This window comes from Acinetobacter sp. AKBS16 (genome assembly GCF_002899995.1).
Classification (GTDB): domain Bacteria; phylum Pseudomonadota; class Gammaproteobacteria; order Pseudomonadales; family Moraxellaceae; genus Acinetobacter; species Acinetobacter baumannii.
Map to the genome: position 1 here is coordinate 30,288 of NZ_POYH01000011.1, position 25,183 is coordinate 55,470.

Genomic DNA, 25,183 nt, shown 5'->3' on the forward strand with positions numbered 1-25,183 from the left:
TGTGGTAGGGAAGTTTAACTGAATTTATTTTTAAATTTTTATAGTTAATTTATTGTTTAAAATGAAAAAAGTAATTTATTTTTTAGTTGAATTTTACCATTTTTTCTTAGGTGAAAATTTTAAAAATACTTGATTTTTGTGTTCAATTTTTACTCTTTTTTGTTTGATATGTTTACTTTTTAATCTATTCTTAAGCAATTTTCTTGAGCAATTTTTAGTAATCTCACTCTATATTGTTACTTTATAACATTTTTATATCAAAAAATTGTTTAAAACAGAGACGAAAGCAACGCCAGAAAGCCCCTAGACTCTATCGATCAAATTTAGTGCGCTAATTTGCATGAAATTTGTGCAATTTATTTTTTATTTATTTCTTTGTGCAGAAAATACCCAAAATGGTTCATAAATAAAAATATGGGTTAAATAAAGAGGCTCTGTACTAATAAATTTATGGAGTTTTTATCTCTTTATATAGAAATGAAATAGAGACTTTACGCCCTACCATTCAATACTACTGATCTCGGCTTGTTTATTTCCGATAAGGTGTTTTCTCATGTTTTCTTTATATTTTACGCAAACAAAATGTTCATACTTTATTGTTATATATAAAAATAATTATTTAGAAGATTTTTATTTTTCGTGTTGTATAAGTTTTTTAGTCTCTAAATTAATGAAGTGTAGCGATACCAAATATGAACTTGGCACAGCAATTGCTAAAGCTTAAGTAACAAAATTTGTTTAAGTCATATAAATCGTGCGTTCATTGTGGGGGAGATCAAAATGATGAAGTTTGCACTTAAAGCAGTAACATTCGGCGTACTCACGGCAGGTTCAACCATGGTTATGGCTGAAGATGCTCCATCTTTTTACGGCATCACCGCAACTGGTAGTGTGGCTGCTACTACAGATTATCGCTTCCGTGGTATTACGCAGTCTTCAAACAACCCAGCTATTCAAGGTGGTTTCACTTTCTCTCATAAGTCAGGTGCTTATGTTGCGCTTTGGGGGTCAAGCGTAGACTTTAATACACCTGGTGTTTCAACTGAAACTGATATCTCATTAGGTTATACCAACACCTTAAAACTGTCAGACACACTCGCACCGACTTATGATGTTGGTGTGATCCGTTATGGTTACATTGGCTCTGACTCAAAATTCACTAATCCATACAATGGTGACACTGGTTTTGACTTTACCGAGTTTTATGGAAAATTAACGTTTGCAGATTCTTTATTTAAAGGTGATGCGCTTAGTGTCGGCGTGAATTATTCTAACGATTACTGGGGCCACTCTGACGAGTTCTGGTATTTTAACGTGGGTTATTCGGCACCAATTGCAGACACCGGATTTACTGGACTTGCTTCAGTTGGTTATAACAAGCTTAAAAACAAAGATTCTTTACTTGTAGTTGCAGGTGGACCAGGTGAAGATGATAGCTATATTGATTATAAAGTCGGCGTAAACTATAACATCTTGGGTATTGTTGCTGAGCTAGATGTTGTCGGTACAGATATTAGTACTTCTGGCATGACTGATGCTCAGAAAAAACCTTATGACACAGGTTTAGTGTTTAGTTTAACTAAAACATTCTAAGCTGGGGTTTTAAAAAAGCGGGTCAATAAACCCGCTTTTTTATTAGTTTTCTATTTCAGAAAGTAGTTGTTTTAACTGGTTAAGCTCAATATCCGTGGCTTTGGTCAACGGCTTGCGTGGTGCGCCTGCAGCGACACCTTTTAGTTGTAATCCTGCTTTAATCGTTTTAGGCAGACCACCACTTACAATAAAGCGTAATAGAGGAAGCTGCTGATAAAATGACTTCTGGGCTTGTTCCAGTTCACCATTTTTTACATATTCAATGAGCTGTTGAGGTCCTTGACCTAACAGATTGGGTGCTGCTGTACACCAACCGCTTGCTCCTGCGCATAAAGCTTCTAAAGCTAGAGGATTACAGCCGTTATAAAACGGAAGTTCACCTTTTGATAGCTCATAAATTTTATGCATGCGCTGAATATCGCCGCTGCTTTCTTTTACCATCATAATATTTGCAATGTTATTAAACATGCGCACGATTAATTCAGGAGACATATCAACACCACTGGTCGCGGGGTTGTTATAAATCATAATTGGTAGAGTAGTTTCTTGGGCAATTGCTTGATAATATTCAAAAATCTCTTGGTCTGTTAGCTTCCAATAAGATACGGGAATCACCATAAGTGCATCTGCACCATAGCTTTGCGCGACTTGGGCTTTTTTGATGGCTTGATCAGTGGTGAGTTCTGAAATCCCAATAATGACAGGCACGCGTTTATTAATGCTTTCAATTGAAGTTTTCGCGACTAAGCACCATTCATCCCATTCAAGATAAGCGCTTTCACCTGTACTGCCTAAAGGTGCAATCGCGTCGCAGCCATTTTCAATAAGCAAATCCAGCATTTGTTTTAGAACAGGAAGATTGATGGTGTTGTCATAAGAAAACGGAGTAACAGGGTAGCCAATAATGCCGTTTAATTTCATGGTCGAGGTCTCTTTTTAAATACAGTCAGAATGTTTTTTCAAAGCTTTACGTGCGTAGTAAGCAAAGTTCACTTTGTTGCGTTTATCGGTAGACACCCAATCATGGGCTTCTGCTGCCAAAGCATGGGGGATAGGCTGAATTTGTCCGGCAGACATGGCTAAAAGTTGCAGTTGAGCTGCGCGTTCAATTAAAAGAGCCAAGTTACATGCTTCTTCAATGGTTTTTCCTGTGACCAATTGACCATGATGAGACAACAAAACAGCGCGGTTTTTACCCAGCGCGGAAGAAATCAAAATACCTTCTTCATTACCTACAGGAACTCCCGGCCAATGGCCTACAAATGAGCAGTCTTCGTAAAGTGCGCAGACGTCCATTTGGGAAATCATAAGCGGAATCTGTAACATCGATAGAGCCGCTACATGGGTAGGATGCGTATGGATAATACAGTTCACTTCTGGGTGTTCTTTATAAATCCATGTGTGGAAACGGTTGGCTGGGTTTGCCATGCCTTCTTGATTGATGGGTTCTAAGTCCTGATTCACCTCAAGCAAGTTTGAAGCAGTAATTTCATCAAAACCTAAACCGAAACGTTGAGTAATAAAGGTTTCTTTATTTTCACTACGGCATGTAATTTGACCCGCTAAACCAGCGTCATGCCCATGATCGAATAAAATACGGCAAGTCAGTGCAAGCTTTTGACGGTCTGTTAAATCTAAGTCGCTCATCCACTTTTGCATGTCTTGCTGTGCGTGTTGCATCAAGTCGTGTTTGTTTACAGAAGCAGTCTTCATCTCTTCTCCAGTCCAGTTGACCAAATTAAGTAGGTGAAGGCAGAATAAAAAACAACTGGATGGATCAATACATCCAGTTTTTATAAGTTATATGGTCCAGATGGGGCGAATATGCTAAGACCTTGGCAAATACATTTCCGCATTGATGAAAGAGAAGAAAAAACGGTTTTTCTAAAACTGACCAACTTGATTAGTCAGGAAATTTTGAGTGGCCGTTTAGTACAGGGCACTATGCTGCCGGGGTCTCGCAGCCTGTCAAAAGAATTAGGAATTAATCGAAAAACGGTACAAGCAGTTTATGAAGAATTGGAGGCTCAAGGTTGGCTTGTGACTCGGCCTCGAAAAGGCACATTTGTGGCAGATGTTTTACCGGAAAAAAAGCCTCAAATAGAGCCAAGAGCTGATCGAAAAGTTAGTGATAAACCAATAATTCAACAAGTTGCTCAGCGGCCCCATAACGATGGTGTGCCAGATCCGAGGCTTATTCCTTATGAATTGTTTTCGAGGGCCTATCGGCACGCACTCATTAAAATTACTCAAAACCAGTACATGGGATATGGTGACCCACGTGGTATGGCTGAACTAAGGCAGGCTTTAAAACAAATGTTGTCGATGGAACGTTTCATGAATGTTGCCGAAGATGAGATCTGTGTTGTACGTGGAAGCCAGATGGGAATTTTTCTTGCCTCTCGTGCATTACCCAATCGGCAGGGTGTCATCGTCGTTGAGGAATTATATTACCCATCTGCTTTTAAAGCATTTCAGTCAAATGGCTTTCAAGTGGTTTCTGTCAAATTAGATGAACAAGGTATTGTTATTGAAGATCTCGAACGGATTTTAAAAGAACACTCGGTTGCAGCAATTTATACAACCCCACATCATCAGTACCCTACAACCGTTACCATGACAATGAGCCGCCGTCTTCAACTCTTAGAACTTTCAAAAAAATGGGGGTTTTACATTATTGAAGATGACTATGACCACGAATTTCACTCTGACAGCCGGCCTATGCCACCCTTAGCAAGTTTGCCTCATTCTGAGTTGGTTATTCATGTAGGTTCATTGTCTAAAGTTTTTGCACCCGGTATTCGGTTAGGTTACATCGTGGCAGCTCCAACTATCATTCAAACCATTACTGAAGATATTTTATTGATTGATCGGCAGGGCAATAATATTACGGAACTCGCTTTAGCCGATTTAATGCAACGAGGGGAAATCAAGCGACACATCCGTAAAATGAAAAAGATTTATCAGTTACGTCGAGACCATGCGTTAGCTGAGTTTCAAAGAGTTTTTGCTGAGAGTATTCAGATACAACCGCCCGCGGGTGGAATGGCTTTGTGGGTAAAATTTCAGAAATCATTTACTCAAAATCAGCTCATAAAGCTAAAAGAACTCAACATTGATACAGAGCAGAAGTTTAAACAGAAAGAATATCCTAATTGTAGTATCCGCTTTGGTTTTGCAGCTTTATCAGAGAAAGAAATCACCTCTCTAATTGAGACCTTAAATGAAGCTCTTAATAAAAGAACAGCGGACTTATAATCCGCTGTTTTATTTTAAGAGTGATTACCTCGATAAGAGAGTGCTTCTGTAAGATGAGGACTTTGAATGACCTCACTTTGGGCCAAATCGGCAATAGTACGAGCAACCCGTAAAACACGATGATAAGCACGAGCAGATAAATTTAAACGTTGCTGAGCCATTTCAATCATTCGCTGTGAAGTACTATCGAGAACGGCATGTTGTTCCAGTTGTTTGGGTGAGAGCGCCTGATTCAAACAATCCTGTCTTTGCATTTGTTGTTCATAAGCATAAATCACACGTTGTCGTACAGTGGTAGAATCTTCTGCAGGTGTTGGGTCTTGCAGTTCTTGAGCTTTTAATGGCGGTACATCAATATGTAAATCGATACGATCGAGTAACGGTCCCGATATACGGTTTTGATAGCGCTTAATGCTTTCTGGAGAACACTGACAACGGCTATCTTGATTAAATGCATACCCACATGGACAAGGATTCATTGCTGCAATGAGCTGAAAGTTCGCAGGATAAGTAATTTGCCGAGTCGCACGTGAAATAATGATTTCTTTTGACTCAAGCGGTTGGCGTAAGACTTCTAGAACCTTTCTGTCAAACTCGGGAAGTTCATCTAAAAATAGAACACCTAAATGAGATAAAGTAATTTCACCTGGTTTAGGGTGTGAACCGCTGTCATTTACAAAGAACTATGCGACAATTTGAACTAGGTTCAATAGGTTAGATCTGCTTTTACAAAGAACGATGCGACAAATTTCATAAAGAACTATGCGATGAAACCAAGAATGTACAATCAATTATGCGACACAGTTAAGATCGTACCCGCGAGAAGAAAAATTGGTAATACACGTATCAGTGTATCGGGCCTTTATCCTTTTAAAAAAGATTCCGCAGTTGCTTTTGAATCTACACTTGAACGAGATTTTCTTATCCGTTTAGAGATTGATCCTAATGTTCTTGCTGTTGAGTCTCAACCATTTACTATTGAATATTTTGATAATGGCAAGAAACGGGTTTACACCCCTGATTTTCTAGTGACTTATAAGCATGATAATTTTCTTCCATTTATTCCACCTAAATTAGTGGAAGTAAAGCCAGCAGAAGACTTAAAACTTAATCTACATCTATGGAAAGCAAGATACCGTGCTGCTATGACGGTTTGTAAAGAAGAAGGTTGGAAATTCCATATTGCCCATGAGGGACGCATTCGAGATCAATTATGGTCAAATGCTATGTTTTTGCAAAAATACCGAAAAATGAACTTCTCATTAGTCGATTCAAAACATTTATTAGATTATGTACGAGATCGGGAAGTTGTCACTTTTGACACACTATTAGCTCGACATTTCCTTGGGAAATGGGACAGAGCAAATGGAATTAGTCAAATTTGGTATTTAGTTGCTCATGGTTTTTTAGTATGTGATTTGAGTTTGCCTTTACAACCTTCTACTGAACTTTGGATAAGTGGGAATTGCTATGAATGATAGACGTGTGAATATCAAAATTGCAGCTGGTGAATCTGTTCAGGTTAAAGGTATTCCCCATACAATTATTGAAATAATTGATCTGAAATCTGTCTTTGTTGAGAACAAGAATACTGGAAGAAAAGGTATCGCTGCTATTAGTGAATTACAGCCTGCGACGCCTATTGAGCAATATGAAGATATAGAGCTTATCACTGATAAAGATTGGGTTGAGGCTGAAAGGCGTTTCAATATTATCCGCCCCTTCATTGAGGAAGGAGTAAGTGGTCGTAAGGAAGTAGAATTACGTGCTAAGCAACATGATATAAACGCAGCAACTTTATATAGATGGTTAAAAATCTATAAAGCATATGGAACTATTGATGGATTAAGACCTAGAAAGGAAGGATTACCGCAAGGTCAAAAGATAATTAATAAACATGCTGAAGCAGTTATTGAAAAAGCGATTAAAGATTTATATCTAACGAATCAGAGAATTAGTGTCCAAAAAGTTGTACTTGAAGTTAAACGTTTATGTCATGAATATAATATCCTTGATGTTCCTCATGCAAATACAGTAAGAAATCGCATAGCAGCGATTAGTCAAAGAGAAACACTTCGTAAAAGAGGACATAAGGAAAAGGCAAATAATAAATTTACCCCTGCTGCAGGAAAATTTCCTCATGCAGATTATCCACTTGCTGTAGTTCAGATTGATCATACACCTGTGGACCTTATTTTAGTTGATGATTTTAATAGACAACCTATCGGACGACCTTATCTAACACTTGCGATTGATGTCTTTTCACGAGTAGTTGTCGGCTACTATTTATCTTTAGATGCTCCATCTGTGATGTCTATTGCCATGTGCGTATCTCAAGCTGTATTGCCTAAAGAGAAATGGTTGGCTTTACGCAAGATCCAAACTGAATGGCCTATTTGGGGAATTATGAATACGATTCATGTGGACAATGGTCCTGAATTTCATTCAGAAACTTTTAGAAATGCATGTATGGCACATGATATTCGTCTGGAATATAGACCAGTTAAAAAGCCACGGTTTGGTGGGCATATTGAACGTTTGATGGGCACATTTGCAACTGATGTACATGCTGTACCTGGTACAACTTTTTCTAATATTATTCAACGAAAAGACTATAACTCAGATAAAGAAGCTGTTTTTACATTCTCAGAGTTTGAAGAGTGGCTGATTGATTTTATCTGTAATGTTTACCATAAAAGAAAACATACTGCTTTAGGTACATCTCCACTTCATGCTTTTGAACTTGGTATTTTTGGAGATAAGAATACTTTAGGTTCAGGGGCTGCTAGACTACCTGCAAATGATCATAATTTTTTTCTTGATTTTTTACCAAGTTTTGAAAGAACCGTCCAAACAACAGGCGTAACTATAGATGGACTTTCATATTATGCAGATGTTTTGAGAAGCTGGATCAATGCAATAGACCCTAATAATCATAAAGAGAAACGTAAATTTATTTTTAGACGTGATCCAAGGAATATTAGCGAAATCTGGTTCTTTGATCCAGAAATCAAAAACTATTTTAAGGTTCCTTTGGCTGATCAGAGTATCCCTCCCTTTAGTATATGGGAACATAAAAAAATCCAGGAGCTGAAAAAAGAAACAGGAGATTATTTAAAGGATCATGAACTAGGTCAGGCATTAGCTAAACTTCGAGAGCGTGTGCAAGAAGCAAGTGCCAAGACTCGTCGAGCTCGTAGATCACAGCAGCGAAGTACTCAACATCAACACAGTATTAACCAAGCCGTAATTCAGGACAAAAAGTCTCAACAAGAGAGCACGGTTATGGTGCAACAGCTGGAAAATTTATATGGATTATTACCTTTAGATGAGTTGGAAAATGATGAGGATATTTCATGAGTAATTATTCACATGTTTTTCAAGAGTTTCGCCCTATTCTTGATCAATCTAATGAAGATAGGCTCTATTTCTTGGAAGAAGATCGATGGATAGGTTATCCAGCTGCGAATGATTTGTTAGATCAATTGAAAGGGTTGCTCTCCCTCCCAAAACGAAGTCGTATGCCCAATTTATTGGTATTAAGTAAACCCAATAATGGTAAGACTACAATTATTAATCAGTTTTTTAAACTGTATGGAGAGGGTTATGTCAATGCAGAAAATAATGCGGTGAAGCCAGTAATTGTTGTACAGGCACCTGTTTCACCGGATGAGAAAGCACTGTATATGGCAATTTTGGATAGATTTTGGGAACCTTTTAGAGAAAGAGATCCCGTTGCAAAATTAAGATACCAAGTTGTACATTGCCTTAAACTTTATGAAGTGAAGCTCCTGATTATTGATGAAATGAATTCTCTGTTATGTGGAACTCCTATTAAGCAGAGAACCGTAATGAATGCGATCAAATATTTGTGTAATGAAACTCAGATTCCAATTGTTGGTTTTGGAACGGAAGAAGCAGTTCGGGTACTTTATACAGACCCACAACACGTTAGTCGTTTCCGTGTTGTTAATTTACCTTTATGGCAACTTGATAAAGAATTTCAGGCTATAGTGAATAAATTTGAGAAAGTTCTCCCCCTAAAACAGCCATCGAGATTAGCGGAACCTGCTACCGTAAAGTATCTACATGATATTACGGAAGGTAATTTAGGAAATTTACGCAGCCTTTTAAGAGAGGCGGCTAAGAAGGCAATCATAACTGGTCAGGAATATATAGATCATCAATTATTAGAAAGAGTGAAATAACCTGTGAGAACTCAGTATGGTATGTATCACAGAGGCTCATCCATGGGGTATTAAAACACCTCTATATCAGAATGAGGCTTTATCCTCATGGTTGATACGGGCTGCTCTTGATTGTGGTTGTGATCCCCTGAGTTTAACAGGAATACTTTGGCCTAAATGGAGGCCTTGGACGCTAGATATTGATCAAGGTCTAAACCAAGAATATTCAAAAATATTAGTTAGTGTAACCAGTATTACTCAGGATCAATTTGATGCAGCTACTTTTAAGGATTTGTATCTGCACAATAGTGAAGTAAGCTTTAAATCATGGATTTTAGCGTTAGGAGCGAAAAATCGTAAACATAAAGGTGGTTGGCAATATTGTCCAAAATGTTTACAGGAAGATTCTAATGCTTATTTTCGGCTGAATTGGCGTTGCATATGGCATGTTGGATGTACCAAGCATGATCAACGCTTATTAGATCAATGTCCTTATTGTCATAGTGCTATTCAACCGAGATTATTGGAAGCTCCAGATAGAGTGATATATTGCTGTGCTATATGTAAAAAGCATCTTTTCGATGAAAAAGAATACCCTATAGATCATAATGCTTTGGCATTTCAGGAAGATTTTGATCTTTTCTTGAAACAAGGATATGCCTTTTATACTGATGTTTTAATTTCAATACCAGAGTGGTTGAAAGTCATTCAATTATTCAATCAATTGATTCGAAAAGTTCTAACTGGATCATTAGACAGTAGAGGATGGAAATTTTTACATGAATTGGGTATTACTGTCCCCCATAATCAACTTATATCGACGGGTTTAGTCCTTAACCAACTTTCAGTTTTAGAACGAGAGAGAATCTTTTCTTGCATCTATCAACTTTTAAATATTTCTCATGAACAATTTGTTGAAACAGCATGCTCTTTAAATATGACCAGAGCTTCATTTTGGGATAAGAGATATCAACTACCAACATCGTTACTTACTATTGAAAAGCGGTTGGGCACAGTTTCTCGAGGATACTCCTCACTAAAAGTATATCCCCATGTTCCAAAACCTAGTAATAAAGAAGCAGTACTACGTAAGATTGTGAGATTGAAGCGGAAAATCTTATAAGTTGAGGGGGAGAAAATGCCTCAATGTGATGAATGTAGTGATGTAATTGAAAGAACTCATAAGATTTATAAGCAGCTTAAATTCTGCCATAAATGTTATATGCGAGTTTTTAAGAAAAGAGTTTGCCCCTCATGTGGAAAAGTAGCTAGATTAAGTAAGTATGATAATTCAGCAATCTGCAAAAAATGTGAAAACAATAGACCATGTATACGTTGCCAACGAATTAATTATCCAATAGGGAAAATTACAAATCATGGGCCAGTTTGTAATAGCTGCTCAGTTTATTTTAGAGAATTTCAGGCTTGTGAGCGTTGTGGAACTCTTTCACAAAAGCTCTCCCGCATTAGCCGTTTTGCCGATAATTTAAGAGTTTGTCCTAAGTGCGCAACTCGTGATTATAAAACTTGCCCAAGGTGTAAAAGGTATCGTTTGCTTGAGGTGGAATCTTTATCTGGTCAAATGTTCTGCAAAAAATGTTTAAATTATTCAACTGGTCATTGCCAAGTATGTAGGCATCAGATTCCTGCCGGACGTGGAGATCTTTGTGAAAGATGCTCATGGCATCAATCTCTGGAACGTAGGATTGTTAAATTAGTAAATAATTTGGAAAATCATTATCTTAGAGAATGTTTTAAAAATTATACTAAATGGCTTGAACAAAAATTAGGACCACATAAAACAGCATTAGTTGTTAATAAACATATAGGTTTTTTTGAAGAAACGAGTGATCTTTGGACAAATAAAGTCCCAATTTATAGAGTACTTTTACAACGGTTAAGATCAAGTGGTTTACGTAAGTATGTACTACCTATGCAATGGTTAATTCAAGTACATAATCTTAAGATAGATATAAAAGCTAAAGAATTTTGCTCAGAATTGGATCAGTTGAAAAAATTGGCTAGCATTTGCCCAGAATCTTCATTCTCCGCCCAAGTTATTCAAGACTATTATGACTTGTTAATTAATAGAGCGAATGAAGGTAAAATAAGTATTCGCTCTGCTCGATTAGCCATGAAACCTGCTTCTGTTTTGATGTTACAGATGAGTAAATCGAGATTTGATATACCACGGATATGGCATATCAAACACTATTTATCTCTGCATCCTGGTCAGGCAGCTGCTCTTGTAGGATTTATAAATTTTTTAAATAAGAAGTTTGATGCTAATTTAAATATTTCATTTATATTGAATTTTAATTTTTTAAAAGATATAAGAAAGCAAAAATTGGAAAAAGAGATTCTGAAGCTAATTAGGGATGCTGAGATCAGTTTCAGCCTCTTGAGGTGGGTCAGAGTTTGTTTAAAATATTTTCATAAATTAAATGACTACGATTCAAAAAAAGTAACACTAAGTATGATTAATGAAGTAGAGGATGGATACATTGTCAGTTACCAAAACGAAAGATACTGGCTGCCAAATAGATCCTTAATACATCACAAGAAGTGAATATTAATATCCAAACTTCGAAATAATGTGTGAGTATGGCTAACAATAATTTTATAAAAATGAAAAGAAATGTTCATGAATATTGAACTTAGTTTCAAAGATAGTTCAGTAGAGCGCTAGTATTAGCTGATAACAAACCTCTCTTCCAAATGAAATCAATTTGGACTCTACCCAAAGACCCTTCAATAGTATGTGCAGTTAATAAGTGTTTATTAGCAAATTGATCAAACATGATCTTAGGTACGATACCTATTCCCATGCCTGAAGCAACACCTCCTAAAATCGCATGGTATGAAGTAACTTCAGCAATTCTTTTGGGATGTGCATTAAAGGAATCATACCAATCTAACAATCGATCACGATATGAACATCCTTCTTTAAATACTAAAATATTAGGGCAGTTTATATCATTAGGTGTTCTAATTTTGGGATGGTTTTTAGGGGCAACAATAATAAGGTCTTCTTGGAAAACGGCTCTTCTTTCTAATCTTTCATCAATAGGTGCATCGGCAATCAATATTGCATCATACAGTCCATTTATTAATGCACTATAAAGTGTATCTCTTATGCCTGTAGTTAGTTCTAATTCTATAGTCGGATGATCCTCATGCATTTTTGCTAATGGAGCAGGTAACCTTGTTGAAGCCATACTCTCAAGAGCACCTAGACGAAATTTTCCTCCAGGTTTATCTACTTTTATATTGAGTTCAGCGGTATTAACAAGCTTTATAATCTGACAAGCATATTCATATAATTCTAATGCTTTAGAAGTCGCGATTAGACGCTTTTTCTCTCGAGCGAATAGTTGTATACCTAAGTTACTCTCTAGCTGTTGAATTCTGGTTGTGATTGCTGATGGAACTCTATTTAGTTCCTTTGCGGTAATTGTCACACTACCTGTTTCAACTAAGGAAATAAGTGTTTTAAGTTCTGCAATTTCCATTGTTCAATTTTTTAGAAAATTAAGTTCTATTTTATTCAATTTTTTTTAAAAACTCTATCGATTAGCATTAAATACCGAATCTGAATACAGAGTGATGTAAATGCCTTACGTTAATATTAAAGTTACTGGTGGTGATGAAGCCCCTAGCACGGAGCAGAAAAAGAAAATTATTCAGGGAGTTACTGATTTATTAGTAGAAGTTTTAAATAAGAATCCTACTAGTACGGTTGTTATATTGGAAGAAGTGCCAATGGATAATTGGGGCATTGCAGGAAAAACCACAACAGAACGTCGACAAGAAGGTTAACTATGAAAAAGCTTGGGTTAATTGGTGGAATTGGTCCAGAATCGACTATTTTGTATTACAAAAAATTAGTTTATGGATTACAGGAAAAAGTTGGACACAGGTTCTTCCCAAATCTTGTTATAGAAAGTTTAAATGTATTTGATGTTTTAGATTTTTGCGAAAAAAATAACCATGAAGGGTTAGTAAAATATTTAATGACGGGTATTAATAACCTCATTGCTGCTGATGCTGAGGTTATTGCTTTAACAGGCAATACTCCTCATATTGTTTTTGAACAATTGCAGTCTCAATCAAAAGTTCCTTTAATAAGTATTGTAGAGATAACAAGTCAGGAAGCAGAAAATAGAAGCTATTCAAAGATTGGCTTACTTGGTACAAAGTTTACAATGCAGGAAGACTTTTTTAAAAAACCATTTTTCAATAAAGATATTCAGGTCTTAGTCCCCTCAGAAAAAGAACAATGCTTGATTGCTGAAAAAATATCTAATGAGTTAGAACAAGGTATTGTTTTAGAAAAGACTCAAAAAGATTTTCTGGATATTGTTAAAAGAATGCAAGATGAAGAAGGTATTGAGGCAATAGTATTAGGTTGTACAGAACTTCCATTGTTATTTCAAAATATAATGATGCCGTTACCTGTTTTAGATACGCTTGATCTTCATATTAAATCATTGATAGATATTGTCCTCAAAGAGGGTATCCATTAGTTTTTATTGATATATGCTGAGTTTGAGATCAATCTAAGTATGTACTGCCAAGTTGGGGCTTTGAGGAAGAAATTTTATCAAAGCCCGAATCATTGACTTAAGGACGTACACCTACAATTCGACCTATTACATTTGGATCAAGTTCTAGTCCATCTTTTAAAGCCCACCGTATAAAGCTACTACCTTCTAGTAAACTTAATAATTGGTACGCTTTTTGTGAGGGTGTACTTTCAGAAGATAATTCACCATTATTGATACCAGTTGTGATGATCTTTTCAAGCCACTGTAACTGAATCTCAAAATATCTCTTTGTTAGTTCTTGCATTGTCTCTGGTAATACAGCCATTTCAGCGGCTAGAGATCCACAGAGTGGTAACATCCCGTCAGCCATGGCAGCTCTAAATAGAGATGCAAAAGCACAAAGACGTCCAAATGCATTTGGGAAATCTTGTTCGATCTTAGCAAAATCTAGTAATGAACGTTCTATATAGGCTTCGACAATTTCAATACCAAGATCTTCTTTTTTGGGAAAATGGTGGTGAATACTAGCCTTTCTTATCCCAACCATTTTTTCTAAATCAGCATAACTGAAAGCAGCATAACCTCTCGAACGAAGCATATATTCTGCTGAATTAATAAGGGATTGTCGGGTATCAATAGACATATTGAGTGTCACCTCCACAGAGATATCTGGGGGAGCATACTATAATATCGCAGATATTAGGTAAACATCGCGTATTTGCTATTTTAGCTCCCCTTCGATGGTATTATTGATTAGCAATGACCAGTTTAGGTTTCATACGAATGGCTCGTGAGAAATTCGCATAGTTAGGTGAGGTTTGTAATACTGCATTATGGATCTCTTCTAGCTGTTCAGGAGTACCATTGGAGTCAACATGAACAGTATATTGCACTTCGTCATACCCAGGATTAATCGATTCATCTAATCCTAAGAATCCTCTAAGATCAAGTTCGCCTGAAGTTTCTATTTCGAGTGATTTGATAGAAACTCCTTTTGTAGCAGCAATAGCAACATAAGCTACAGTAAGGCAGGCATTGAGAGCAGCCATCAATAGTTCTTGAGGATTAGGAGCAGTATTTGTTCCTAGAATTTCTGTTGGCTCATCTGCGGCAATGTGAAAGTTACGTTCATGAGTTTTACCAAATAAATCGTAAGATTTGACTGTTGAAACAGAACGAGTTTGTCCAGCCCATCGAGTTTGCACATTGAATTGAGCTTTCGCTATAGCTGGGTTCTCACTTACTTTCTCAGCAAAATTTTGGAAAGCAACGAGGTCAATGCCATTGATAATTTCACTCATCTTAATACTCCAATCTTGACTTAATATTTTGGAAAATTACAGCTCGTCGTAAGCATCCATTGTTCGCGCTGAATAGACATAAGCTGCGCCTGCATTAAGAGCAATAGCAGTACCCAAAGCGGCAGCAACTTCTTCTTTTGTAGCTCCTGCCTTTTTAGCAGCAGCGGTATGAGCAGTGATACAACCATCACAACGTGTGGTAACTGCGACAGCTAACGCAATTAATTCATGAGTTTTCGCATCAAGTACTTTGTTTTCACGAGTTGCTATTTCTAGACCATGAAATGCTTGAGCAAGTGGTTTATTTGCTTGATTCAGATTTCCAACACTTTTAACAAGTTTTGTTAGTCTGTTAGCCCATTCTGTAGCCATTTTGAATTACCTCAAAAAATTAAATAACTTTTAATTACCTAGTTTGCGCGCAGCCATAACGCCACCATCTACATCCCAGACAGCACCTGTAACCCAAGAAGCTTTGTCTGAAAGTAGGAATACAATTGTTTCAGCTACATCACGTGGAGTTCCATTACGGCCCAGTGGATGGAAACTGTTAAAATCATTTAATGCTCCATTAAGTTGCTCACTAGGAATGAAGCGTTCGAAAATACGAGTTTCAACAATGCCGGGACTCACAGAATTCACTCGAATACCATGTGGAGCTAATTCACCAGCTACATGTCTAGTCATAGCATCCAGACCAATTTTTGCCATGGAATAAGCTGAAGCAGTAACTGTTTCAATCGCTTGACGTGCAGCCACAGCTGTCACATTCACTATTGAACCAGGTTTATTTTGTGCTACCAGATTGGCTGCAACATGTTGTGTAATAAAGAAAAAGGCCCGGTTTAAATCCAAAAAGTTGTCATAGTCTTCTCTAGAGTGTTCGAGAAATGCTTTCGGATAATAGATACCTGCTGAATTCACCAATAAGTTAATATCATTGTGTTCAAGCTTCAGAGTTTCGATTAGCTCTTGTACACTTTCTTGACTAGAAAGATCAGCTGTTAATGCGAAAACTTTATCTTCACCAAATTTTGTAGCGATCTCTTTACGAGCCTTCTCAGCTTTTTCAACTTGGCTTCCTACGATAATAGCTGAACCACCTTGCTCAATAATCATCTGAGCTGTTTCTAGGCCAATACCACTGGTCCCACCAATAACCAAAACTTTTTGGCCATCAAATTGCTTTTTTTGCATAGTTTCACCTATGGAGAAATATTTAAGAAGTTTACCTACCAACTAGTAGGTTTATTAAAAGTTAATTTAAGTTTAAAATTTTGTCAACACTTTTAATTTTTGGGAAAGACTAATAAAGTTTGTTTGTGGTGTATATAGTTAATAATTAGCAATATTTTATTTTTAATTTTTTATTCTTTTTAAAAAGTTCTCTATTTTTCTAAAAAAACATAGCAAATTAAACTTGCCTATCTACTAATAGGTTTGTATATTGATTAAAGCTATCTAGTTTCCAAAAAATCTATAGCAACCTTTGGCCGCAGTTCTATTTGATAACGGTTATTGTCAAAACATTCAGTTATATGAGCTCAAGAATTATTGAGACAAGATATATGAGGCATTTAATGAATAAGCTTTTCACTTCCTATGATTTATCTGGCATAGAATTGAAGAATCGTGTTGTTATGTCACCAATGACACGGACTCGCACCCTAAATGACGTAGCTGACGATTTAGTGGCTCTTTATTACTCTCAACGAGCATCAGCTGGTTTAATCATTACTGAAGGACTACCAATTTCTGAAGAAGGCCGTGGCTATTTATATACCCCAGGCCTATACAACGAAGAGCAGATGCAGAGTTGGCGTAAAGTAACAGATGCTGTACATGCAAAAGGGGGAACTATTTTTGCTCAACTATGGCATGTAGGGCGTATGTCACACGTCTCTCTACAACCTGGAAAGATTGCTCCTGTTTCTTCAGGTACTGTACCTGCGATGAATACTACAGTTTTTGCTTGGACTGATTCTGGTGAGCCAGGCCCTGTAGTTCCGAGTGAACCACGAGCTCTGAAAACTGAAGAAGTAAAACGTATTACTAATGATTTCGTACTATCTGCACGGCTAGCGATGGAAGCAGGTTTTGATGGCGTCGAAATTATGGCAGCTAATGGATTTATTTTTGATCAATTCCTTAGCAGCCAATTAAATAATCGAACAGATGAGTTCGGTGGATCAATCGAAAATCGTCAACGCTTCCTTTTAAACACGATTGATGCTGTTGCAGATGAAGTCGGTAGTGACAAAGTCGCAGTTCGTCTTTCACCATTTGGCCGTATTTATGATTTGGCACCTTACGAGAATGAAGAAGAAACATGGTCAAACATTGCAATAGCACTTGGTAAACGTAAGCTCGCTTATGTTCATCTGTATTATCAACCTACCTATGATACTGCACCACCTGCGGCTGAAAGTTTTAAAAAGTTTTTCCGTCAAAATTTTGCAGGAACAATTATTGCGGCAGGTGGATTTAATCGTGATAGTGCTGAGCAAGCGATAGAAAAAGGTGAAGTTGATTTAATTGCATTTGGTGTCCCATATATAGCTAATCCTGATTTAGTCGAGCGCATGCAAAATAATTGGCCATTGGCTGAAAGTGACCGTTCAACCTATTACGGTGTGAATGGATCGCCAGAAAAAGGATATACCGATTATCCAACTTATGTTGCTGAATAACATGTTAATTGTCTGGTCAATGTCTTCATTGACCAGATGAATGTTCAACACACATTTAAAGCTTTAGTGAGTTAATAATGAAATCTTCAAGTTTCGAGATCACAATTGATATTTGGTCAGACTTTGTATGCCCTTGGTGCTGGATTGCAAAAAAAAGATTTGAGCGAGGATTAGAAGCCTTTGAACATAAAGCTATTGTAACAGTACAGCATCATAGCTTCCGTATCGGTGCCGGATCAGAAGTAGTGCCTTTCAGTGAAGTGCTACTAAAAAAATTTGGTGGAAAATTTGGAGCGGAACAGTTGATGCAGCAAGTCAAAATGGCTGGCGAGGAAGAAGGGCTAATTTATAATTTTAATACTATGTTATTTGGCGATACCCTAGATGCTCATAGATTAGTAGTTGCTGCACGTGAAAAGAGACTAGATACAAAATTAATTGAACGATTATTCCAAGTAAGTATCACTGAGGGAAAATCAATATTTGATAGAAATATACTTACGGATCTCGCTCTTGAAGTAGGAATGGAACTTGTTGATATAAGAGATGCGTTTACAAATACGACATATAGTAAAGCAGTTGCTCAAGATGAGAACGACGTATACACCAACAAAATGAATGGTGTACCTCTCTTTATAATAAATAAAAATTATGTCATCAGTGGTGCTCAACAAACTGAAACCTTTTTAAATGTGTTAAATCAAATATGGGAAGAGCAACAAAAAGAACTAAACATAAGTGCAGGATACAGTTGTGGTATTGAAGGGTGCCAGATTTAATAGAAGTCATATCTCAACTATGATAATAGGCTGATTGAGTTCGCCGACTAATCAGCCTATAAGCTAAATTTACTTATTTATAACTTTTCTATTTTTTGAACGATACTTTATCTATTCCTATTTTTCTTAAAGCATTTAATAAGGTTGACTCACCTTCAGTTAGCCCTTTTGTATTGGAATGTCGAAATAAAAATACTTGAGTGACCAGCAAACTTTGGAACACGTTTGGAGGGTATGAACCCTCGTGAAGAGGAAGAAGGTACATTAAATCAGAGATAAATTGTTCAAGATCTTTTTCTTGTTTCATCTGAAATACTAAACCAGCATGACCTTTTTCTTTTTTTATAGTTTCTCCTTCTTCAGTAGAAGTATAAATTGCTGGTTGTATATCAAAAATATAAATTGGTTCTGGCCCAGATACAGTCAATCGGATAATTAATGCTCCTCTTGTATGGGTTTTTAATGAGTTTGCATAGCACCAAGTCTTGTGAACCTGTACTTCAGATTCTGTAAAAAAACCGATCAACATCGGGAGTTCGGAATAATTAAATCCTTTTTCAAATGTGTAGTAGTTCACTTGTTGTATTAAATATGGATTAATTTCCATTGCTTTTACACAAGCTTTCCATAATCCAATGATTCTGCCATCTTGGGGAGCTTGAAACTCTTTTGAATTGTTCGTCGATGGCACTATTTGGCTATTTAATACCTCGGGCGAATTGTCCGGAGCTCCTGTTCCAATCGTCTGCGTTTCTATGAATTTCTTTTTTCGCTTCGGGCGTTTAACTTGTTTTACAAATTTATATTTACTTAATTCATTAGCTGGACCGCCATCTATCCATTCAAAATCATCTTCAATTAATTCGTGGTCTGATGGTGGACGTCGTCCCCCTTGACTAGTTGAAACATTAATATCGCCATTCCCTAATTGAGGCAATGGCGGGTTAGGTTGATCATTATCTGTCGTGGTATTAATTCTTTCAGTTACTTTAGATATTATTCTAATATGGTCATCTTTTGGTACTTTTATCCCTCTGATCCTTGTCACAACAAAGGTTTTTGTCCCCTCTAAGCGGAACCCCGACACCCTAATCGGTAAGGTTTCTGTATGCCAAGGAACGACTTTTGGATAGATATTAGTGTGTTTTAAATGAGTGTTTCCTACAATACTACTGTATAAAATACGGGCGGCATTTTTTGCAAGTTCAGTATATTTATAATATGCGACAAAAACGTGATCCGCTCGTGTAATGCCATCTCCAAGAAGGACCGTCCAAAGGCCTTGTTCACCTTTATGCGGGGTATATAATCGTAACTCTCTTTCTCTTTCGTTATAAGTAGTAAGAACTCGAATGAGCTCAGTTGATAAACCATAAGCTCTAGTGAGAAATTCCAGACAAGGTATTAAAATTTCATCAAATTCAGGATGCTCTACTTTAAATGAAAGGCAATTTTTTCTTTTTGAATCTTCTTTTTGAAAATCTTCCTTTTGATACTCTTCTCGGTTTTTAAAAAAATCGAATTTTTTTGTTTTGCTTACATCCTTATAAATTTTTAGAAACTTGAATTCGAAATCAGTATGGTCAATAACGAATTCATAGGCGTCATCATTTAAGCTCTTAACCTTTCTTTGCTGATGCCAAACGGTATCAACTCTCCACGAAACAAGGTCTGTAATATTAGCTGTAATCTGAAAAAAATTATTCGTGGGAGTAAAATCTTCTCGCACCTCTCTAAATAAGACATGTACCTGTGGTTGATCTCCTGGTCTTTTTCCTTTTTCCATGCCCCCATACCACCATACTTGTAGGTATTTATCTTTGTATGGTTCAAGAATTTTCCACAAAGTATCTGCTTTCTTTTTATCTAAAGAGTTTGTGTTTTGATCAGTATTGGTAGAGTTAGTCATGAGCTAAATCCCATTTTTAATATATTAAAAATAAGCTTGTAAAATTGAAGTTTAGGGAAGTACTAAGTGATTTCCTCGAGAATCATTTCTAATAATTAGTTTAGGAAGCATAGTATCTTGTACAAAGTCATAGATAATAATATCAGGGTGATGTAGATCAATGGCTTGTCCTAAAGCTATACAAGCTGCATTTGGTGCTGCAATTAAAAGGTGGACTCTCTTTACACTATGTTTATCTTTTAATAGATGAAAAAACTTCTGAAGTTCAGCAGTGAATTTTGAAATATTATGAGGATGCGGAACAGCTTTACTTCCTAAATATGCTTCAAGGGCATTAATTTCAATAATATCAGCGTTCAATTCATCTTTTAGCTCAAGAGCCTTATTTCTGATCTTATCAATGATAGCCGTGAAATTTATGCATAGAACTACATCGGGACCTTTTTGTAGGGTTTCAATTCCAATAGTTTCATAAGATTGATCCGCAGCTGAAGTATTTGGCCATCCCCATCTATTTGCTTCTCTATCCCGTAGCATTGGGAGAAACTTTCCTTTATTACCTAATAAAGCACCTAAGCCAATAAGTGCTGGCATAGGGCCGAATGCAAAGATTGCAGCACGATGTCCATTTAAACTTGTTTGTTGGATAATTTTGTCAGCTTCATTCTGGATAATCATGACGAGTTGTTGTGAAAACTGATCAGGATTTTTCATATATATCGTATTACTATCACATAGCCTTTGAAGATAGCCATCCATTCGATGTTGTAATGGTGATAAACATGATGCAATCTCTTTAGGTTCTGGATGACCGACAGCATTACTATTTACGGACCATAAAATTGAATATACTGGAATCGGGCTGAATGCTAGGGCATCAAGTAAAGTGTTTGCTAAATCACAATATGATTTTCTCATTTCGCTCAGTTGTTGTGCTGAGTAATCACTTGCTGCAATTTTATCAATTAACCGGTGATGTTTATCACACAAAAGGAGTACATTTGCCGGGTCATCAGAAAGCAAGTCGGAAAGGTACGGAATTCCTCTTTCACCTCTTTCTGAAGAGGCTACATTATGAGCCAGATATCCTATATTACCCTTCATGCCTGTAAGTTGTTCGATATCTAGACGATCACCGCATCCAGTAAACATGCAGCGGCCATGACTATCTTGCATGACGAGTCGCTTTGTCTCAGCAGTAAACGGATTACCTCGTCCAATTTTTTTTACTGGCTTAAAATAGCTTTTGATGAATTTTTTAATATCATTTACTTTAATAAATTCGGTAGCTTGATAAGCACTTTTATTATGCCAAATATGCTCAAGTTTTTTTAAATCGTTTAAATGAGAACAATTAATTGTATGGCCTTGCCAAGCATGCAGAATAACTTTTTTAGTTTGTTTATGAGATAGCTCTAATATGAACTGAAGTAGATCAGTCTCATTCAGGTTAGCCCGTAGGGAACTAATCACTGCATCATTTTCTAATAATAAAATAACTAAGTTTTGACCACTTTCATCAATAAGTAGACCGACGGTATCCCATGTAATGAAATCTTGAATTGTAGTTATAAACTCTTGTGCAGTCTTTAATGAATCAAATGGAGGATTAACCGTTTGTACAAGTGTTTCAGTAAAAGTAACGTCAGTCATTCTTATAGTCCTTGTGATACTTGATGATTATTAATCTCTGCTTGATTCCACCCTTGAAGGGAGCAGTAAAAGAAAATTCGTATTACTTGAATGCCCACTATGGCAAAGAAAAGCTGACGGTCAGGATTCCTCAAAATGCAACTTTTCCAGTCTGCATAATCAATATGTGACGGAGTTGGGATGTTTTGCGGGTGACTATGCCAAGTTCCTAAATAAACCGAGGTTCCGTTTGATTTTGAAAATGCCGAATCCACTTTCTTTTGATGTCCTGGATCTTTTAAGGTGAACCTATGCGTAGATCTGCAATCTTTTGGCATAGGCTCAGTTAAGTCTTCAATCCAGTACTGATTAGGGTTAGAGGAGCTCTGATTGCCAATCAGAACACCACATGCTTCTAGATCTTTTCTATCAAGTTGCTTATATCTCATCCATGTTTGAATAACTTCATGGGAAATATAGAGTTCTAACTGTTTAGAGGGGAGCAAGTAATAATTTTCAATCATTGCAAAGATCACACCCGTTATTTAGAAGAGGGAGAATTTCTAATGATTTTGAAAACTGTTTATATCGATCAGTTACCTGGAAACCAGCTTGGAAGACATCAAAATCACTACCTTTCCAGCTCACTTTTGAAGAGCTGTGTACTTGGCCCATTAAAAACTTGATCGCTAAATTAGAAGTAATAAGAGCTGTTTGTAATGCACTTAAGTTGCTATAAGGTAAGAATGCATTTCCGCAACCCGCAAGATTTTTCGTAAGGTTTTGATTAGGTTTTAAAAAATTAAGGTTGGAACCCAGACCTCGTGAAAAATCAATTGGATCAACATATGCACATCTTAAACAACCTTTTGAATCAGGAATATCTAGTACAGCATGTCCCCCAATTCCGTAACCTTCCACCCAGGTATTTATGACAGCAGTTTCAACTGAATTCTTAATACAGTAATCATGGAAAATACGTTCTTGTGTAGGTGAACCGATTGCGATAATGATGAGATCGAAAGTATTTAATACATTTTCATATCTTAGGCTTAGAAGTTCTGAAAACATAACCTGAACTTCTAGCCACGGATATTTATTACTCAATTCTGTTTGTAAGCCCCAGGTCTTAGGCCAGCTAATAAAATGAGCTGCAAGAGTATGGCGATATAAATTATCTAAAGAGAAAGTCTCGGGATCTGATAGTGTGATATGGCCAATACCTGTGGACGCAAGTTGATTAGCAATTTGACTCCCAACCGATCCGCAACCTATAAGTAAAACTTTTTTATTTTGTAGTTCCTGAATAGCTCCACTTCGTGGCATTACTCGTTCTTTATTAAATAAACGTACATTCATTGCCTTGAGTTCCCAGAACTCTAAATGCTCACGATTAAGAGGGAGGCCTTTTTTGCTTTTAATACTATTTTTTAAATGGAAATGGATACCAAACCAAGTTTTACCTGAGGGTGTATCCGCATTAAATACAAGCCAAAAGGCATGGTCTCGAGTTTGTCCGAGGGTACGGGTTAAAGACTCAAAAACATCCTGAGAAATAAACTTGAGTATTTCAAGATACCATTCTTCTAAGTCTGCACTCTGCCATGGCGCTGGGATTAACTTTTCTAAAGGAACAATACATCCGACTCCTTTAGGTTTACCACGGTTATTGATGTGATCATTAATTACTGAAAACTGAGACTTTTGTTTAAATTCCTGAGGTATCCCAAAATGGCAAGCATTCAATCCGTATTTAACACCTTTCTTGGGAGACAGAATATTAAGAAGCTCAAATTCTCCTTTATCAGACAAGCATAAAAAGTCCTCATACTTTTGGTCTTGAATATGATTCCAGCCCGCTAAAAATTCTCGTAATAACTCTTCTTCATTCCATTTGGAATCAGATAAACATCTTTCTAATAAAGAAATATGCCGTTTTAAGGATTCTTCAAAGGCTCGTTCGGGCACCTCAAAATTGATAGAGACAGAATCGGGAACATTTACACATATCGAAGCAACATTAAAAGTTTTATCCTCACGGGTATGGGCGATACGTCCATACTTATTGGGATGCTTTAGAAAAAACGAAGGCATGCCCGTAAGCTCTTCATTTTTTAGGTGAAGTAAGGTGATATCGTGACCTGCAATTGAGCACTCGATACTAATCATAGGAATTAGACAGAATTCAGTTGCGGATACTTGGTATCCGCATGATGTCAGGTGGTCAATGATTGATGAGTAGTTCATGCGCCTTGAGATGTCCCTACAGCTCCTGCTGTGGCAAATTGCACTTTCTTAGCATTTGATGCACTGTTGGTACTCACATTACTTGGAAAATCATCTCCAAATACCTTAATTAATAATGAGCATTGTTCAGTTTCATCTGAGGTGTTAATTACATCCTGCAATGTTGATCGTAAGTTAGTTAATTGATTCCTAAATCTAGTGCCTGTATTTAGACTACTACCATGAAAAATATCTCTAGATGGATAAACAGGAAGTTCTACTTTCACTTTCCATTGGTCATCTGAGTACGATTGAAAATATCCGGACCAATCGAGGATTGAATCAATTGTCGCTTTTAGTGCGAGTAAGTCGTTTGGAAAACCATCTTCATCAATACTCGGTTTAAAATGTTGTTTGATCATGACTGTTAGGCCAATTGAATAGATCTTTCTACAGACATCATTACTAAATTTGATATTTCTCCAACGTTTTAGATATCGCACTAATCTACGAAACTGTTGCAGCTTTTCTGTAGCATATATACCGTATAACGATGAGTTATTAACCCAATCTATGAGGTCTTTGGGTGAGGATTCTGACCATGATTTATGTTCGTTTCCTGAATCTTTTTTCCCAACGGCTAGCTCATATCCACCCCAGGAATTTTTTCTATAAACTGGAATATCTATATGTAGATTTTTAAATTTATAGTCAGCGGTAACACAAGGTTTTTTGATTTTTGCATTTTGAAATCCTCGATCTTCTAAGACTTCTAATATTACTTTCTTGGGTATTAATGGATCAGAAGGAGCATTTTCATAGTCAATAACTATAGCTCTATCAATATCAAAGTCTTTTCCTGGTTCTTTAATTGTTGTCAAAGTTACGAGTGAGCCTTGAACAAAATTTTCGATAACGGGATATCCCTTTTCTTTAAACTTTGCTTTGATCGCGGCAGTAATGCTGTCATCTTTCTCACGAGCATTTGTATACTCGGTATCTTGACGGGTTAAATAGATTCGTTGATTAAACGTATTAAATTTATTTTGCAAACTCATGTG

The 25,183-nt window shown here is 36.7% G+C and carries 24 protein-coding genes and 1 pseudogene; 12 read left to right on the plus strand and 13 right to left on the minus strand.

The window, feature by feature from the left end:
• The first annotated feature begins 553 nt into the window (after positions 1-553).
• Together C1642_RS19080 and C1642_RS01785 are read left to right on the plus strand one after the other, a co-directional pair.
• Positions 554-724, plus strand: coding sequence for a hypothetical protein (locus tag C1642_RS19080; RefSeq protein ID WP_228153821.1), 171 nt, complete (start codon positions 554-556; stop codon positions 722-724).
• Positions 725-780: 56 nt separating this feature from the next.
• On the plus strand, positions 781-1,593 hold the full coding sequence (locus C1642_RS01785; RefSeq protein ID WP_000975212.1) for a TorF family putative porin: 813 nt from the start codon (positions 781-783) through the stop codon (positions 1,591-1,593).
• Between the two features lie 42 nt (positions 1,594-1,635).
• Here C1642_RS01785 and C1642_RS01790 read toward each other — a convergent pair whose 3' ends face one another.
• Complete coding sequence (locus C1642_RS01790; RefSeq protein ID WP_079547994.1) at positions 1,636-2,514, minus strand: dihydrodipicolinate synthase family protein; 879 nt, start codon at positions 2,512-2,514, stop codon at positions 1,636-1,638.
• 15 nt (positions 2,515-2,529) lie between these two features.
• A complete protein-coding gene (locus tag C1642_RS01795) occupies positions 2,530-3,306 on the minus strand; it encodes an aldolase (protein WP_079547995.1) in 777 nt (258 codons plus the stop codon).
• A gap of 111 nt (positions 3,307-3,417) precedes the next feature.
• Between C1642_RS01795 and C1642_RS01800 the strand changes: the two genes are divergently transcribed.
• Positions 3,418-4,851, plus strand: a complete 1,434-nt coding sequence (locus C1642_RS01800; RefSeq protein ID WP_103235821.1) for a PLP-dependent aminotransferase family protein — start codon at positions 3,418-3,420, stop codon at positions 4,849-4,851.
• Between the two features lie 14 nt (positions 4,852-4,865).
• On the opposite strand, the pseudogene C1642_RS01805 reads toward C1642_RS01800, so the two are convergent.
• Positions 4,866-5,516, minus strand: a pseudogene (locus C1642_RS01805) (ATP-binding protein); the annotation flags it as partial.
• A 114-nt stretch (positions 5,517-5,630) separates the two neighbouring features.
• On the opposite strand from C1642_RS01805, the gene C1642_RS01810 reads away from it, so the two are divergent.
• Genes C1642_RS01810 through C1642_RS01830 form a run of 5 tightly spaced genes read left to right on the plus strand, consistent with a single transcriptional unit; the run spans position 5,631 to position 11,607 of the window.
• Positions 5,631-6,329, plus strand: coding sequence for a TnsA endonuclease N-terminal domain-containing protein (locus C1642_RS01810; RefSeq protein ID WP_103235850.1), 699 nt, complete (start codon positions 5,631-5,633; stop codon positions 6,327-6,329).
• Complete coding sequence (locus tag C1642_RS01815) at positions 6,322-8,211, plus strand: Mu transposase C-terminal domain-containing protein (protein ID WP_103235823.1); 1,890 nt, start codon at positions 6,322-6,324, stop codon at positions 8,209-8,211. Before C1642_RS01810 ends, C1642_RS01815 begins: the two co-directional genes overlap by 8 nt.
• On the plus strand, positions 8,208-9,059 hold the full coding sequence (locus C1642_RS01820) for a TniB family NTP-binding protein (RefSeq protein WP_103235824.1): 852 nt from the start codon (positions 8,208-8,210) through the stop codon (positions 9,057-9,059). The genes C1642_RS01815 and C1642_RS01820 overlap by 4 nt, the downstream gene beginning before the upstream one ends.
• A 16-nt stretch (positions 9,060-9,075) precedes the next feature.
• Complete coding sequence (locus C1642_RS01825) at positions 9,076-10,161, plus strand: TniQ family protein (RefSeq protein WP_103235825.1); 1,086 nt, start codon at positions 9,076-9,078, stop codon at positions 10,159-10,161.
• 15 nt (positions 10,162-10,176) lie between these two features.
• The gene (locus C1642_RS01830; protein WP_103235826.1) at positions 10,177-11,607 is read left to right on the plus strand and encodes a hypothetical protein; all 1,431 of its coding nucleotides are present in this window, start codon (positions 10,177-10,179) and stop codon (positions 11,605-11,607) included.
• A gap of 94 nt (positions 11,608-11,701) precedes the next feature.
• Here C1642_RS01830 and C1642_RS01835 read toward each other — a convergent pair whose 3' ends face one another.
• Positions 11,702-12,550 carry a LysR family transcriptional regulator gene (locus tag C1642_RS01835; protein ID WP_103235827.1) on the minus strand — a complete coding sequence of 283 codons (849 nt, stop codon included), beginning with the start codon at positions 12,548-12,550 and terminating at the stop codon, positions 11,702-11,704.
• A 100-nt stretch (positions 12,551-12,650) separates the two neighbouring features.
• On the opposite strand from C1642_RS01835, the gene C1642_RS01840 reads away from it, so the two are divergent.
• Complete coding sequence (locus C1642_RS01840) at positions 12,651-12,857, plus strand: tautomerase family protein (protein WP_103235828.1); 207 nt, start codon at positions 12,651-12,653, stop codon at positions 12,855-12,857.
• A 2-nt stretch (positions 12,858-12,859) separates the two neighbouring features.
• Complete coding sequence (locus tag C1642_RS01845; RefSeq protein ID WP_103235829.1) at positions 12,860-13,564, plus strand: aspartate/glutamate racemase family protein; 705 nt, start codon at positions 12,860-12,862, stop codon at positions 13,562-13,564.
• 97 nt (positions 13,565-13,661) lie between these two features.
• Here the strand turns inward: C1642_RS01845 and C1642_RS01850 are convergent, their stop codons facing one another.
• The 4 genes from C1642_RS01850 to C1642_RS01865 form a co-directional block, all read right to left on the minus strand.
• Positions 13,662-14,228 (minus strand): TetR/AcrR family transcriptional regulator, encoded by a 567-nt coding sequence (locus tag C1642_RS01850; RefSeq protein WP_103235830.1) that lies wholly within the window; start codon positions 14,226-14,228, stop codon positions 13,662-13,664.
• A gap of 103 nt (positions 14,229-14,331) precedes the next feature.
• A complete protein-coding gene (locus tag C1642_RS01855) occupies positions 14,332-14,886 on the minus strand; it encodes an OsmC family protein (RefSeq protein WP_103235831.1) in 555 nt (184 codons plus the stop codon).
• Positions 14,887-14,922: 36 nt separating this feature from the next.
• Positions 14,923-15,258, minus strand: a complete 336-nt coding sequence (locus C1642_RS01860) for a carboxymuconolactone decarboxylase family protein (protein WP_069031377.1) — start codon at positions 15,256-15,258, stop codon at positions 14,923-14,925.
• A gap of 30 nt (positions 15,259-15,288) precedes the next feature.
• A complete protein-coding gene (locus C1642_RS01865) occupies positions 15,289-16,083 on the minus strand; it encodes an SDR family NAD(P)-dependent oxidoreductase (protein WP_103235832.1) in 795 nt (264 codons plus the stop codon).
• 383 nt (positions 16,084-16,466) lie between these two features.
• Between C1642_RS01865 and C1642_RS01870 the strand changes: the two genes are divergently transcribed.
• Together C1642_RS01870 and C1642_RS01875 are read left to right on the plus strand one after the other, a co-directional pair.
• Positions 16,467-17,576, plus strand: a complete 1,110-nt coding sequence (locus tag C1642_RS01870; RefSeq protein WP_103235833.1) for an alkene reductase — start codon at positions 16,467-16,469, stop codon at positions 17,574-17,576.
• Between the two features lie 77 nt (positions 17,577-17,653).
• On the plus strand, positions 17,654-18,355 hold the full coding sequence (locus tag C1642_RS01875; RefSeq protein ID WP_103235834.1) for a DsbA family oxidoreductase: 702 nt from the start codon (positions 17,654-17,656) through the stop codon (positions 18,353-18,355).
• A gap of 88 nt (positions 18,356-18,443) precedes the next feature.
• Here C1642_RS01875 and C1642_RS01880 read toward each other — a convergent pair whose 3' ends face one another.
• The 5 genes from C1642_RS01880 to C1642_RS01900 are packed head-to-tail and all read right to left on the minus strand — an operon-like array spanning position 18,444 to position 25,180.
• Positions 18,444-20,264, minus strand: coding sequence for a hypothetical protein (locus tag C1642_RS01880; RefSeq protein ID WP_103235835.1), 1,821 nt, complete (start codon positions 20,262-20,264; stop codon positions 18,444-18,446).
• A 51-nt stretch (positions 20,265-20,315) separates the two neighbouring features.
• The gene (locus C1642_RS01885; protein WP_103235836.1) at positions 20,316-21,917 is read right to left on the minus strand and encodes an SAVED domain-containing protein; all 1,602 of its coding nucleotides are present in this window, start codon (positions 21,915-21,917) and stop codon (positions 20,316-20,318) included.
• A gap of 2 nt (positions 21,918-21,919) precedes the next feature.
• Complete coding sequence (locus C1642_RS01890) at positions 21,920-22,420, minus strand: Mov34/MPN/PAD-1 family protein (protein WP_103235837.1); 501 nt, start codon at positions 22,418-22,420, stop codon at positions 21,920-21,922.
• Positions 22,413-24,143 carry a ThiF family adenylyltransferase gene (locus C1642_RS01895; protein WP_103235838.1) on the minus strand — a complete coding sequence of 577 codons (1,731 nt, stop codon included), beginning with the start codon at positions 24,141-24,143 and terminating at the stop codon, positions 22,413-22,415. Before C1642_RS01895 ends, C1642_RS01890 begins: the two co-directional genes overlap by 8 nt.
• Positions 24,140-25,180 (minus strand): nucleotidyltransferase, encoded by a 1,041-nt coding sequence (locus C1642_RS01900; protein WP_103235839.1) that lies wholly within the window; start codon positions 25,178-25,180, stop codon positions 24,140-24,142. Before C1642_RS01900 ends, C1642_RS01895 begins: the two co-directional genes overlap by 4 nt.
• Positions 25,181-25,183: the final 3 nt, after the last annotated feature.

Coding starts and splice junctions, on each gene's coding strand:
- C1642_RS19080 (WP_228153821.1), top strand. CDS start 554: ATGTTTTCTTTATATTTTACGCAAACAAAATGTTCATACTTTATTGTT.
- C1642_RS01785 (WP_000975212.1), top strand. CDS start 781: ATGATGAAGTTTGCACTTAAAGCAGTAACATTCGGCGTACTCACGGCA.
- C1642_RS01790 (WP_079547994.1), bottom strand. CDS start 2,514: ATGAAATTAAACGGCATTATTGGCTACCCTGTTACTCCGTTTTCTTAT.
- C1642_RS01795 (WP_079547995.1), bottom strand. CDS start 3,306: ATGAAGACTGCTTCTGTAAACAAACACGACTTGATGCAACACGCACAG.
- C1642_RS01800 (WP_103235821.1), top strand. CDS start 3,418: ATGCTAAGACCTTGGCAAATACATTTCCGCATTGATGAAAGAGAAGAA.
- C1642_RS01810 (WP_103235850.1), top strand. CDS start 5,631: ATGTACAATCAATTATGCGACACAGTTAAGATCGTACCCGCGAGAAGA.
- C1642_RS01815 (WP_103235823.1), top strand. CDS start 6,322: ATGAATGATAGACGTGTGAATATCAAAATTGCAGCTGGTGAATCTGTT.
- C1642_RS01820 (WP_103235824.1), top strand. CDS start 8,208: ATGAGTAATTATTCACATGTTTTTCAAGAGTTTCGCCCTATTCTTGAT.
- C1642_RS01825 (WP_103235825.1), top strand. CDS start 9,076: ATGGTATGTATCACAGAGGCTCATCCATGGGGTATTAAAACACCTCTA.
- C1642_RS01830 (WP_103235826.1), top strand. CDS start 10,177: ATGCCTCAATGTGATGAATGTAGTGATGTAATTGAAAGAACTCATAAG.
- C1642_RS01835 (WP_103235827.1), bottom strand. CDS start 12,550: ATGGAAATTGCAGAACTTAAAACACTTATTTCCTTAGTTGAAACAGGT.
- C1642_RS01840 (WP_103235828.1), top strand. CDS start 12,651: ATGCCTTACGTTAATATTAAAGTTACTGGTGGTGATGAAGCCCCTAGC.
- C1642_RS01845 (WP_103235829.1), top strand. CDS start 12,860: ATGAAAAAGCTTGGGTTAATTGGTGGAATTGGTCCAGAATCGACTATT.
- C1642_RS01850 (WP_103235830.1), bottom strand. CDS start 14,228: ATGTCTATTGATACCCGACAATCCCTTATTAATTCAGCAGAATATATG.
- C1642_RS01855 (WP_103235831.1), bottom strand. CDS start 14,886: ATGAGTGAAATTATCAATGGCATTGACCTCGTTGCTTTCCAAAATTTT.
- C1642_RS01860 (WP_069031377.1), bottom strand. CDS start 15,258: ATGGCTACAGAATGGGCTAACAGACTAACAAAACTTGTTAAAAGTGTT.
- C1642_RS01865 (WP_103235832.1), bottom strand. CDS start 16,083: ATGCAAAAAAAGCAATTTGATGGCCAAAAAGTTTTGGTTATTGGTGGG.
- C1642_RS01870 (WP_103235833.1), top strand. CDS start 16,467: ATGAATAAGCTTTTCACTTCCTATGATTTATCTGGCATAGAATTGAAG.
- C1642_RS01875 (WP_103235834.1), top strand. CDS start 17,654: ATGAAATCTTCAAGTTTCGAGATCACAATTGATATTTGGTCAGACTTT.
- C1642_RS01880 (WP_103235835.1), bottom strand. CDS start 20,264: ATGACTAACTCTACCAATACTGATCAAAACACAAACTCTTTAGATAAA.
- C1642_RS01885 (WP_103235836.1), bottom strand. CDS start 21,917: ATGACTGACGTTACTTTTACTGAAACACTTGTACAAACGGTTAATCCT.
- C1642_RS01890 (WP_103235837.1), bottom strand. CDS start 22,420: ATGATTGAAAATTATTACTTGCTCCCCTCTAAACAGTTAGAACTCTAT.
- C1642_RS01895 (WP_103235838.1), bottom strand. CDS start 24,143: ATGAACTACTCATCAATCATTGACCACCTGACATCATGCGGATACCAA.
- C1642_RS01900 (WP_103235839.1), bottom strand. CDS start 25,180: ATGAGTTTGCAAAATAAATTTAATACGTTTAATCAACGAATCTATTTA.